The organism is Flavonifractor sp. DFI.6.63 (assembly GCF_024462255.1).
GTDB classification, from domain to species: domain Bacteria; phylum Bacillota; class Clostridia; order Oscillospirales; family Oscillospiraceae; genus Lawsonibacter_A; species Lawsonibacter_A hominis.
Genome location: NZ_JANGBE010000027.1, coordinates 1 through 12,342, shown reverse-complemented (window position 1 = coordinate 12,342; position 12,342 = coordinate 1). Strand labels below are relative to the sequence as shown.

Below are 12,342 nucleotides of genomic sequence, written 5' to 3'. Positions count from 1 at the left end.
GATGGACGGCAAGGCGCGGCTTCTGGGCTCCAACGGCCAGTACAGCCGCTATCCTCTGGAGTTTTTCACCGCCGAAATGGGGCGGCTGGGCCTTCACAGACTGGACTTTGTCCCCCAGACGCCCCATTTCTTCTGCGGATACCGGGGTCATGAGGATCCCGCCCGCCTGAAGGCCGCCCTGAAGCGGGCGGGCCTTCAGGCCGCGGTCCTGTCGCCGCCGGCCTACCGCTGCTCCATCACCGCCCCGGAGGGGGAGCAGCGGGAAGCCACGCTGCGTTACTATGAAAGCTGTATCGCCCTGGCCGCCGGGCTTGGGTGCGACCGGCTGGTGCTGGACGCCTCCGGCGCCTGCTGGGACCGGAAGGACGAACTGCTCTGGCGCAGTGCCGCCGATACCCTTTATCACCTCTGCCCCGCGGCGCAGGCGGCGGGGGTGCGCCTGCTGCTGGCCCCCGTCATGGGCGCGGAGACGCCCCTCATCGCCGAGTCGCCCATTCTCAACACCGCGGCGGAGCTGGACGCCATGCTGCATCAGCTCAATCATCCCAGCCTCGGGGTGTGCCTGGACACCAACATTATGAGCGCCTGCGGGGATACGGTCTATGATTGGTTCGGCCGTTTCCGGGACAAGATCGGCCTGGTGCGGCTGTGCGACGGGAACTACCACGGCTGGCGGGCCTGGGGCGAGGGCGTGCTGCCGATGCAGCGGTATCTGCACGCACTGGACGCTATGGGCTATCGGGGCGACATTTCCCTGCGCCTGCCCGGCGAGCGGTATCTCGCCCAGCCGGCCTATCCGGATGAGCGGGCCCTGGCCGCCCTGTGCGGGGAGGTGGGGGCATGAAGGGGATCCAACGCGGCCAGCTGGTCAATATGAACCAGCACTACCGCCGCTTCTCTCTGGACTATTTCCTGGACTGCCAGCAGCGCCTGGGCGTCGGGCAGATCGAGCTCTGGTGCGGCGCGGCCCACTTCTGGCTGGACCACGAGGGCTACGGCGATGTAAACGCCCTGCGTTCCAAGCTGTGGGACCACGATGTCCGGGTCGTGTCCATCACCGCCCCCAGCATGGCCTATCAGTATCAGTATGCGTCCCAGGAGCCGGAGTGCCTGGAGTACTCCTTCCGCTATTTTTCCAACGCCATCCATCTGGCGGCCGAGGTGGGCGCGGACCGGGTCGTGGTCAACTCCGGCTGGGGATACTTCGGCGAGGACGAGCAGACCATGTGGAACCGCTGCCGCGATCATCTGGGCCGCCTGTGCCGGGTGGCCGAGCGGGAAGGCATCCTGCTGGTCATGGAGTCCCTGCGCAGGGATGAGAGCAACCTGGTCTATAATCTGGAGCGGGCAGAGCGGATGTACCGCGAGATCGCTCATCCCAGCCTGAAGATGATGGTGGACAGCATCGCCACCGGCGCGGCGGGGGAGAAGCTGGAGGACTGGTTCCAGGCCTTCGGGAGCGATCTGATCCACATGCATTTTTTGGACGGCGACCCCTGGCTCCACAATGTGTGGGGCGACGGCAACACCGCCCTGGCCCGGCAGATCCAAATCATGAACGACCACGACTTCACCGGGTATCTGGTGCAGGAGGTGGCCGACGAGCACTACTTTACCGATCCCTACGCCGCCGACCGGAGGAATTTTCGGGTCCTGGAGCGGTTTATCGAGGACTGAGAACTTTCGCCGGCCGGTCCCGGACGAAAGCCCGCGGCGCCCTGCGGGCCTGAACTGCGTATTTCTCAGCGCGGCGCGCTGAAAAATAAAAAATTTGAAAAGGAAAAGGTGAAACAGAATGAAAGCGAAGAAAATCCTTACCGGCGTCCTGGCTCTTGCAATGATCGCCTCCCTGTCCGCTTGCGGCGGCGGCGGAAGCGCCGCCACGCCCGCCCCGGAGACGAGCGCCCCCGAGACCACCGCTCCTGAGACGAGCGCCCCCGAGACCACCGCCCCCGAGGGGGACGGCTCCCTTCAGCGGGTGCTGGACGCCGGCAAGCTGGGCATCGGCGCCGAGGGCAACTGGATCCCCTATGTGTACAACGAGGACGGCACCGGCGAGCTCACCGGCTTTGAGGTGGAGGTTGCCAAGCAGATCGCCTCCCGCCTGGGCGTGGAGCCGGACTTCCAGATCTCCGACAGCTGGGATCCCGTGCTGGCGGGCCTGGACGCGGGCCGCTATGACATCGTGATCTGCGGCGTGAACCCCAACCCCGAGCGCCAGGAGAAGTACGCCGTCACCGCTTCCTATGCCGAGAACCCCTACTGCCTGGTGGTCAATGCGGACAACACCGAGATTACCTCCTTCGAGGATCTCTCCGGCAAGCTGTGCATCAACTCCCCCTCTTCCGCCGCAGGCAAGATCGCCCAGAGCTATGGCGCCACGACTGCCGACGGCGACCTGACCGCCGCCATGGAGCAGCTGAATACCGGCCGTGCCGACGGCACCATCAATAACGTGGCCGCTGTGGACGAGTATATGAAGAGCCGTCCCGAGGTCAATGTGAAGATCGCCGCCATCTACGAGCCTGCCGAGGGCGAGGAGTATATGGTCGAGTCCGCCGGTATGCTGCGCAAGGAGGATCAGGAGCTGTGCGACAAGATCTCCGAGATCATCGGCGAGATGATCGACGACGGTACCCTCTATGACCTGACCGTCCAATACTTCGGCGAGACCGTGGCCGACAGCACCAGTCTGTATCAGAAGTAATCCGCATAGTTCCGGGGCGCCGCCGTATGCGGCGGCGCCCTTCTTTTTTACCAAACAAGGAGGCGGGCTGCCATGGAAATTATTCAATTGCTGGTCGATTCCTTCTGGCCCATGTTCAAAGCGGGCCTGTTGATCTCTGTCCCGCTGATGCTGGTCTCGTTTGCACTGGGCCTGGTATTGGCATTCGTCCTGGCGCTAATGCGCATGTCCAAGATCGCACCCTTCAAGGCCATCGCCTGGTTTGTGGTGTGGGTGATCCGCGGCACGCCTCTGCTGGTCCAGATTTTTGTGATCTATTTCGGACTGCCCTCCGTGGGGCTTGTGCTGAAACCGATCCCCTCTGCCATCCTGGCCCTGGTCATCAGCCAGGGCGCCTACAATTCCGAGGTCATCCGCGCCGCTCTGGGCTCCATCCCCAAGGGACAGTTCGAGGCCTGCAAGGCCCTGGGACTGAACAAGCTCCAGACCATGACCCAGATCATTATCCCCCAGGCGGCCCTGGTGGCCGTCCCCGCTCTGGCCAACTCCTTCATCAGTCTGCTGAAGGATACCTCTCTGGTCTCTTCCATCACGGTGGCGGAGATCCTGATGACGGCCAAGAGCATCATCGCCGTCAAGTTCCAGCCCCTGCTGCTCTATTGCGAGGCGGCGTTTGTCTACCTGATCTTCAGCACCGTGCTCACCCAGCTCCAGGGCATGCTGGAGAAAAAGCTGGGCAAGCACCTGGTGGACACCAGGGCTTGACGGGAAAGGCAAAGAGATATGTTACATTTGAATCTTCAGGGACTGCAGGACCGGGAGGGCTGGGAAGCCGCGGGGATCGCCCTGCCCCGGTACGACGCGGCGGCCGTGAAGGCCCGCACCCGCCTGAGACCCGTCTGGGTCCATTTCGGCGCGGGCAACATCTTCCGCGGCTTCCTGGCCGCCCTGCAGCAGACCCTTTTGAACGCCGGGCTCACCGATACCGGCATCCTGGCGGCCGAATCCTTCGACGTTCAGATCATCGACAAGGTGTATGACCCCTACGACGATTTGAGCCTGCTGGTGCGCCTGCGCGCCGACGGCTCCTACGAAAAGGAAGTCGTGGCCAGCGTGGCCCGCGGCCTCAAGGCCGACTGCACGGGGGGAGACTGGGCTGATCTGGTGCAGGTGTTCCAGTCGCCCGGTCTCCAGCTGGCCAGCTTCACCATCACCGAGAAGGGCTATGCCCTGACCGACCTGTCCGGCAGGACCCTGCCCGTGGCGGAGCACGATTTTGCCGCCGGGCCGGACGCGCCCCGGCACACCATGTCCATCGCCGCGGCGCTGCTGTACCGCCGCTTCCAGGCGGGCGGGCATCCCATCGCCATGGTGAGCATGGACAACTGTTCCCAAAACGGGAAAAAGCTGCGGGAAGGGGTATTTGCCGCAGCACAGGCCTGGAAGAAGGCCGGTTTCGTCTCGGACGCTTTCCTGGAATGGCTTTCCGACGAAACGAACGTCACCTTCCCCTGGTCCATGATCGACAAGATCACGCCCCACCCCTCCGAGACGGTCCGAGCGGCGCTGGAGGAACTGGGAGTGGAGGGGATGAACATCTTCCAGACCAATACCGGGACCCGGATCGCCCCCTTCGTCAACGCGGAGGTCACCGAGTATCTGGTGCTGGAGGACGCCTTCCCCAACGGCCGCCCGCCCCTGGAAAAAGCGGGAGTGTATTTTGCCGACCGCGCCACCGTCGAGAAGGCGGAGAAAATGAAGGTGGGCACCTGCCTCAATCCCCTGCACACTGCGCTGGCGGTATACGGCTGCCTGCTGGGCTATTCCTCCATTGCCGCCGAGATGGCGGACCCGGACCTGAAGGCGCTGGTAGAGCACATCGCCGCCGAGGGCCTGAAGGTGGTGGAAGACCCCGGCATCCTCAGCCCTCGGAAGTTCATCGACGAGGTGCTGAACGAGCGCTTCCCCAATCCGGCCATTCCCGACACGCCCCAGCGCATCGCCGCGGATACCTCTCAGAAGCTGCCCGTCCGCTACGGCGGCACCCTGCAGCGCTATGCCCGCCGGCCTGACCTGGACGTGTCCTCCCTGGTGTACGCTCCCCTGGTCTTTGCCGGTTGGTGCCGGTATCTGCTGGGTGTGGACGACCAGGGCGGGGAGATGCCTGTGAGCCCCGACCCCATGGCGCCCCAGCTCCAGGCCCTGCTGGCCGGGATCTAAGCGGGCCGGCCGGAGACCTGCTCGGACCAGCTGCGCCCCATCCTGTCCAACGCCGCCATCTTCGGCGTGGACCTGTACCAGGCGGGATTGGGGGAAAAGACCGAAGCCGCGTTCCGGGCCATGCTGGCGGGCCCCGGCGCGGTCCGCGCCACCCTGCGCCGGTATTTGAGTGAGAGAGCATGAGGAGCGATCATCCATGAAGATGACATTTCGCTGGTACGGGAGCCAGATGGATCCCATACCGCTGCGTTATATCAAGCAGATTCCCAATATGAGCGGCGTGGTCAGTTCCCTGATGGACCTGCCTGCCGGGGCCCTTTGGCCCACCGAGCGTATCCAGGCTCTGAAACAGGAGGTCCAGGACGCCGGGCTGGAGCTGGAGGTGATCGAGAGCGTCAACGTCCACGAGGACATCAAGCTGGGCCTGCCCGGCCGGGACGCGTACATCGACCGTTACCGCACGACCATTGAGCGCCTGGGTCAGGCGGGCGTGAAGGTCATCTGCTACAATTTTATGCCGGTCTTCGACTGGACCCGCAGCGACCTGTTCAAGCCCCGCGCCGACGGCGCCACCGTCCTGGCCTACGATCAGGCGGTGATCGACAAGATCACCGATCCCCAGGCCTTTGCCGATCAGATCCAGCAGGGGGCCGGCGCGTTTGAGATGGCCGGGTGGGAGCCGGAACGCATGGCGGAGATCAAGAGCCTCTTCGCCCAGTATCAAAGCGTCTCCCATGAGGATCTGTTCCGCAACTTGAAGTACTTCCTGGAGGCCATTATTCCCGTGTGTGAGCAGTACGACGTCAAAATGGCCATCCACCCGGACGATCCCCCCTGGGATATCTTCGGCCTGCCCCGCATCTGTACCGGCTGGGACAATGTGGAGCGCATCCTCTCCCTGGTGGACAGCCCCTACAACGGCCTGACCCTGTGCTCCGGCTCCATGGGCTCCAATCCCTGCAACGACATCCCCGCCATGGTACGGGAATTCGGCGGGCGCGGGCGCGTCCACTTTGCCCACGTGCGCAACATCAAGTTTACCGGCCCCGGCCAGTTTGAGGAGGCGGCCCACTTCTCCGCCGACGGCAGCCTGGATCTGTACGAGATCATGAGGGCCTATTCCGACATCGGCTTCGAAGGCTATATCCGCCCCGACCACGGCCGCATGATCTGGGACGAAAAGGGCCGGGCCGGCTACGGCCTGTACGACCGGGCCCTGGGCGTGGCCTACCTGAACGGCTTGTGGGAGGCCATCCAAAAGGACCGGAGATAAACAGAAAGCACACCGCATTCGTGCGCGTCCCGGCATGCCGGACGGTTACGGCGCCGGATGCGGTGCTTTCCATGCATCCGTAAACTTGCAGAAAAGAAGGTTAAGCATATGAATCCCATTCTGGAACAGATCTCCAACATCGGCATTGTGCCCGTGATCGCCATCGACGACGCGAAGAAGGCGGTGCCGCTGGCGAGGGCGCTGGTGGCGGGCGGCCTGCCGGTGGCGGAAGTGACCTTCCGCACCGCCGCGGCCGAGGAGGCCATGCGCTCCATCACGCGGGAGGTCCCCGAGATGCTGGTGGGCGCGGGCACCGTGCTGACCCGCGAGCAGGTGGACCGGGCCCTGGACGCGGGGGCGAAATTCATCGTCAGCCCCGGTTTTAATCCGGACACCGTAAGGTATGTCCTTTCCAAGGGGGCCCTGATGGTCCCCGGCACCGCCACACCCGGCGAGATGGAGCAGGCCATGAGCCTGGGCCTGGACGTGGTAAAGTTCTTTCCCGCCGAACAGAACGGCGGCGTGGCCAAGCTCAAGGCGATCGCCGGGCCGTATAAGACCCTTAAGTGGATGCCCACCGGCGGGGTCAATGCAAAGAACCTGATGGACTACCTCTCCTTCGACCAGATCGTGGCCTGCGGGGGCACCTGGATGGTGAAGAAGGACCTGATCGCGGCCGAAAACTGGGACGAAATCACCCGAATGACGCGGGAGGCGGTACGCACCATGCTGGGCTTCTCCCTGCACCATGTGGGCGTCAACTGCGGCAGCGAGGAGGAGGCGGACCGGCTGGCCCGGACGCTGTGCGCCTTTTTCGGCTTTACGTATCAGATGGGCAACTCCTCCGTACAGGCCCTGCCTGCGGTGGAGTGCACCAAGACTCCCGGCCCCGGCGCCCACGGTCATATCGCCATCGGCACCAACAGCGTGGACCGGGCGGTCTATCACCTGGGCCTTCAGGGCATCCGGTGCCGGGAGGAGACCCGCAAGACCGACGCCAGGGGCAAGACGAAGGCCATCTATGTGGACGGCGCGTTCGGCGGGTTTGCCATTCATCTGGTGCAGGCGTAAAGCGGGCAGAGAGACTGTTTCGATCGTTTGATAATAAGGAGGTCCCTTGCTATGAAGAAACGCGTCATTACCTTCGGTGAGATTATGCTGCGGCTGGCGCCCAACGGGTACTACCGCTTTTTCCAGGACGATCAGCTCCAGGCCACCTTCGGCGGCGGGGAGGCCAACGTGGCCGTGTCCCTGGCCAACTACGGCATGGACGCCGCCTTTGTCACCAAGCTGCCCGCCCACGCCATCGGGCAGGGGGCGGTGAACGCCCTGCGTGGCCTGGGGGTGGACACCTCCCAAATCGTCCGGGGCGGCGCGCGCGTGGGCATCTACTTCCTGGAGAAGGGGGCTTCCCAGCGGGGCAGCGTGTGCATCTACGACCGGGCCCATTCCGCCATTCAGGAGGCGCAGCCCTCCGATTTTGACTGGGACGCCATTTTTGACGGGGCGGACTGGTTCCATTTTACCGGAATTACGCCCGCCCTGGGCCCCAATCTGGTGGAGATCTGCAAGCAGGCCTGCATCGCGGCCAAACAGCGCGGCGTAACCATCTCCTGCGACCTGAACTACCGCGGCAAGCTGTGGGCCCGGGAGCAGGCCCGCGCGGCCATGACCGGGCTGTGCCAATACGTGGATGTATGCATCTCCAACGAGGAGGATGCGAAGGACGTCTTCGGCATCGAGGCGGAGAACACCGACGTCACCGGCGGAAAGCTCAATAAAGAGGGCTACCGGAGCGTCGCCAAGCAGCTGGCGGATCAGTTCGGCTTTGCGAAGGTGGCCATCACCCTGCGCACTTCCATCTCCGCCAGCGACAACGACTGGGCCGGAATGCTGTACGACGGGGAGCGGTACTGTTTCTCCAAGGAGTACCACCTGCACATCGTGGACCGGGTGGGCGGCGGCGACAGCTTCGGCGGCGGGTTGATCTACGCCCTGCTCAGCGGGAAGGACACCCAGGCGGCCATCGAGTTCGCGGTGGCGGCTTCGGCCCTGAAGCACTCCGTCGAGGGGGACTTCAACCGGGTCACCCTGGCCGAGGTGGAGAAGCTGGCCGGCGGCGACGGCTCCGGCCGGGTGCAGCGCTGACCGATCCAAAAACGGGGCGGAGCGATCATCCCCGGTCAAGCGATCAGACAGCGGCGGGCGCAAACGCGCCCGCCGCTGTTTTATAGGTTGCATTTTCGGTCGGAAGCCGCTATAATTTATTGTAGTTATGGAAACCAATGCAAATGATGGAGGTACCCGTTATGAAAGGAAAGCGATGGATCGCACTTGCAATGGCGCTCGTGATGACGCTCTCCCTGCTGACCGTATCCGCCGGAGCGGTCAGCTTTACCGACATGGTGGGCCACTGGGCCAAGGAAGACGTGGAGGCCCTGGCTACCGCTGGTGTCGTGAACGGTACCAGCGCCACCACGTTCTCGCCGGACCGGAAGATGACCGCCTGTGAGGCGCTGCTCTTCTGCTCCCGGACCACCGGTGTGTCCAAGAGCGACAAGGCCAGGATCTATGCCGCCTGGGCGGCGCGCCTGAAGAAGCTGCTGCCGCAGGATATGCTCTCCTGGGCGGCGGAAGAGATGGCGGTGTGCCTGGAGACCGGCATCCTCTCGGAGAGCGAGCTGGCCGCCCTGACCAGCACCGGAAACATCTCCCGGGCGATTACCCGGGAGAATCTGGCCATGTACCTGGTGCGGGCCATGCAGCTGGCCCCGCTGGCCCAGAGCCTGACCAGCTATTCCATGAGTTTTGCCGACACCGCCTCCATTTCCGCTGCCCTGAAGCCCTATGTTTACCTGCTCAATATGTATGGCATCGTCCGGGGCGACCAGGCCAACCGGTTCCTGCCCAACGGCGATCTGACCCGGGCCGAGATGGCTACCATGCTCCGCCGGGCCATTGACTTTATGGAGGAGCGGGGCATCTATGCCGAGCTGCCCGCCTATACCAGCTATGACTGGATGGGCGGCACCATTACCGCCGTTACCACCGGCAGCAGCGGCGTGGTCCTGCTGACGCTGAGCAACGAACTCTCCGGCGCCCGCACCATCTCCCTGCCCGCCGGCGTGGAGATCTATGAGAACAATATGCTCACCACCTCCTCCGCACTGAAGGTCGGGCAGTATGTGCGCGTCAACCTGTCCGCCAGCGGAACGCCGGAGTCCGTGCGGGTGGGCGGCGCCCTGACGGTCTACACCGGCGCCGTCACCAGCCTGAACGCGGACGAGGTCACCATCAGCGTCAGCGGCGCTTCCCGGGCGATGACCATCGACCGCTTCACTGAAGTCCAGGCGGGCAAGAGCGTGGGCGGAGCGGAGGTCATCGACCCGGACGGCGGGTATACCGAGGCCGTCTGCTCTGTGGACAGCCAGGGCCGCCTGGTCCAGCTCCGGCTCTCCGGCGGCACCGCCCCGGCGGAAGGCCTGATCGCCAGTGTGGAGGCCAATGTAGGCGGCGGCCAGCTGCTGCGGGTGACTGGTTTCAACGGCGTGACCACCCAGTACACGCTGCCGGCCGACGCCGCCGTCACCATCAACGGGACGGTGGGCGCCATGAGCGGCCGGTATGTGGACAGCTATGTCAGCATGCAGGTGTCCAACGAGACGGAATACGAGCTGGTATCCGTTGCGGTGGATACCGTCACCAAGTACATCCAGGGCTCTCTGCGCACCTACAGCGTGGGTACCCGGTATGACACCGTTACGGTCACGGATCTGGAGACCGGCAAGTCCACCACGTATGATATGGCCGCCAGCGCTGTGGTGCGCTATGAGGGCAAAACGGCCGCGCTTTCCGGGCTGAGCCGCAACCTCTTTGTCACCGCCTGCATCAGCGGCGACGGGATCACCCTGCTGGATGCCTACCCCGCCTCCACGGAGACGGAGGGTACCATCCGATCCATCTCCTTCGGCACGCCCACCGTGCTCACCGTGGAGACCGACGCCGGGGCCCAGGTGTCCTTTGATCTGGATTTGACCGCTCTGCCGGAGATCTACCGGGATGATAAGGTCAGCTCCATCGACAAGATCAAGGTGGGAGATGATATCACCGTCACCGTGCGTTATAACCAGGTGGAGACCCTGGACTGCTATTCTCAGAGCGCCAACGTCTCCGGCACGATCACCCGCATCACCATGGAGAGCAGCGGCGTGACCATGGATTTGAAGCTGAAGGACGGCGCCAGCGTTTCCTACACCGTGGCCGACGGGGTGAGCGTCACGCAGGATGATACGGCCATCTCCCTTTACGCCCTCAAGCCGGATTATGAGGTCTCCCTGGTGGTCAGCGGCGATACGGTGCTCTCCATCCGGGTGGACAAGGGCAGCAGCACCAGCAGCATGCTCTCCGGTACCGTTCTGGTCCCCAGCGTCAAGGAAGAATCCCTGATGATCCAGCAGGCCGACGGAACCCCCATTACGGTCGACGTGTCCCGCGCCAGTTTCCTCACCGCCAACGGCGCGGCCACCTATCTGGAGGCGCTGACGGTGAATGACGAAGTGCAGATCTACGGCAGCTACAGCGGCGCCAACTTTGTGGCCACTCTGGTCATCGTACTCTGAGCCGCCGCTGCCGAACAAACCGGCGCGCCCGTTAAGCGGGAGCTTATCAAACAGCTTTGGCGGCAGGAACATTCCTGCCGCCATTTTTTGCGCAGCACACCGCAAAGCGGTATAAAAGTGCGCATTTGCGCGGCGTCTTTGGCTTCGAGTTGCCTTAGGGCATCACCGCACAATTCCCCACGCACATTTTGGCGGCCGATTTGCCCCACAAATGCGTTGCAAAACCTTGCAATACACAAAGTATTCCTGCGGTTTTGCGCCTTTTTGCGGCACAAATTTTTGCGCCAATCCGCACGCGTTGAATGATGCGGTAATGCCTTAGTTAAAAAGAGATAGATCAGGCTCTGCGGAAGGCAAACATTATGTATGGCCATTCTCCCTATTTTGTGCAAGGATTGAGAGGACAACAGGTAAGAGATGCTTTATTATGACATACAGATACGGAGGTGCCGCAATGGATTGGGTTGAAGGACTAAATCAAAGTGTCAGGTATATTGAGGAGCATTTGACAGATGAGATTGACTCTGGACAACTTGGACGGATAGCCTGCTGCTCAACATATCACTATCAGAGGATGTTTACTTATATGGCGGGCATTTCTCTGGCAGAGTATATCCGAAGAAGAAAAATGTCATTGGCAGCAGTTGAGCTGCAAGACGGCAAGAAGAGGATTATTGATGTTGCCGCCAAATATGGCTATAGTTCTCCGACGGCATTTAACAGAGCGTTTCAGTCCTTTCACGGAATTGCGCCGTCCTCGCTCAAAAATACCGACGCATTGGTAAAGTCCTTCTCTCCCATTGCATTTTACATTACAGTGAAGGGAGCAACAGAGATGAATTATCGAATTGAAACCAAGGGTGCTTTTCGCATCATCGGTGTATCCGCGCCGCTTGATCGGGAAATGGAAAAGAACTTTATGGTCGTACCGAAGCTGTGGCAGGATGCCGCCGCAGATGGAACGATACAAAAGCTGGCAGGTAGGATGGACGCGCCACCCATTGGACTTTTGGGAGTCAGCGCCTGCAATGATGAAGAGCAGTGGAAATATTTTATTGCTGTTTCAAGCACAAAGGAAAATGGGGAATTTGAGGAGTATATCATACCCGCATCCACATGGGCCATCTTCTCCGCAACAGGTGATAACCAGTCTGTTCAAGAGTTGGAACGACGCATTATTACAGAGTGGCTTCCGGGTTCCGGATATGAATATGCCGATGCTCCGGATATAGAGGTTTATCTGAATCCGGATCCTCAAAACGCACAGTATGAGGTATGGATCCCAGTGGTAAGGAAAGGAGAATAAACAGGTAGATCAACCGGAGAAACGCATCCTGCCGCTTCGATAGACCGGCAGAATGCGTTTCTTCCTGTTTTATGGGCCCCCCGTTGGGAGCGCCATAAGCTGTTCCGGGGGCAGGTCGTGTCAAGATTTTTTCGCACTTTAGTTTGCAAGCTCTGGCATGAATGGAGTCAGCCGGCAATGGAGGCATCCTCAATGGCGGCCTCCAGGTGCTTCATATTCATGTACTTTTTGTTGCCCC

The 12,342-nt window shown here is 62.0% G+C and carries 9 protein-coding genes and 1 pseudogene; all 10 read left to right on the top strand.

All coding sequences use genetic code 11. The features are described from left to right. The first annotated feature begins 1 nt into the window (after nucleotide 1). The 10 genes and pseudogenes from NE547_RS13155 to NE547_RS13105 all read left to right on the top strand — a co-directional run bounded on the left by NE547_RS13155 (nucleotide 2) and on the right by NE547_RS13105 (nucleotide 12,104). On the top strand, nucleotides 2-844 hold the full coding sequence (locus NE547_RS13155; protein WP_256176144.1) for a sugar phosphate isomerase/epimerase: 843 nt from the start codon (nucleotides 2-4) through the stop codon (nucleotides 842-844). Further along, a complete protein-coding gene (locus NE547_RS13150) occupies nucleotides 841-1,677 on the top strand; it encodes a sugar phosphate isomerase/epimerase (RefSeq protein ID WP_186907508.1) in 837 nt (278 codons plus the stop codon). Before NE547_RS13155 ends, NE547_RS13150 begins: the two co-directional genes overlap by 4 nt. Before the next feature lie 118 nt (nucleotides 1,678-1,795). After that, a complete protein-coding gene (locus NE547_RS13140; RefSeq protein WP_186907509.1) occupies nucleotides 1,796-2,707 on the top strand; it encodes a transporter substrate-binding domain-containing protein in 912 nt (303 codons plus the stop codon). Between the two features lie 72 nt (nucleotides 2,708-2,779). Beyond that, complete coding sequence (locus tag NE547_RS13135) at nucleotides 2,780-3,451, top strand: amino acid ABC transporter permease (RefSeq protein ID WP_186907510.1); 672 nt, start codon at nucleotides 2,780-2,782, stop codon at nucleotides 3,449-3,451. Between the two features lie 18 nt (nucleotides 3,452-3,469). Continuing rightward, nucleotides 3,470-5,089, top strand: a pseudogene (locus tag NE547_RS13130) (mannitol dehydrogenase family protein). Between the two features lie 13 nt (nucleotides 5,090-5,102). Continuing rightward, nucleotides 5,103-6,179: a mannonate dehydratase gene (gene uxuA / locus NE547_RS13125; protein ID WP_186907512.1), complete on the top strand. Its 1,077-nt coding sequence runs from the start codon at nucleotides 5,103-5,105 to the stop codon at nucleotides 6,177-6,179. 108 nt (nucleotides 6,180-6,287) lie between these two features. Next, nucleotides 6,288-7,250: a bifunctional 4-hydroxy-2-oxoglutarate aldolase/2-dehydro-3-deoxy-phosphogluconate aldolase gene (gene eda, locus NE547_RS13120; RefSeq protein ID WP_256176142.1), complete on the top strand. Its 963-nt coding sequence runs from the start codon at nucleotides 6,288-6,290 to the stop codon at nucleotides 7,248-7,250. Between the two features lie 51 nt (nucleotides 7,251-7,301). After that, nucleotides 7,302-8,327 (top strand): sugar kinase, encoded by a 1,026-nt coding sequence (locus tag NE547_RS13115; protein WP_256176141.1) that lies wholly within the window; start codon nucleotides 7,302-7,304, stop codon nucleotides 8,325-8,327. 161 nt (nucleotides 8,328-8,488) lie between these two features. Then, nucleotides 8,489-10,798 (top strand): S-layer homology domain-containing protein, encoded by a 2,310-nt coding sequence (locus NE547_RS13110; protein ID WP_256176140.1) that lies wholly within the window; start codon nucleotides 8,489-8,491, stop codon nucleotides 10,796-10,798. Between the two features lie 454 nt (nucleotides 10,799-11,252). Continuing rightward, nucleotides 11,253-12,104: an AraC family transcriptional regulator gene (locus NE547_RS13105; RefSeq protein WP_256176139.1), complete on the top strand. Its 852-nt coding sequence runs from the start codon at nucleotides 11,253-11,255 to the stop codon at nucleotides 12,102-12,104. Nucleotides 12,105-12,342: the final 238 nt, after the last annotated feature.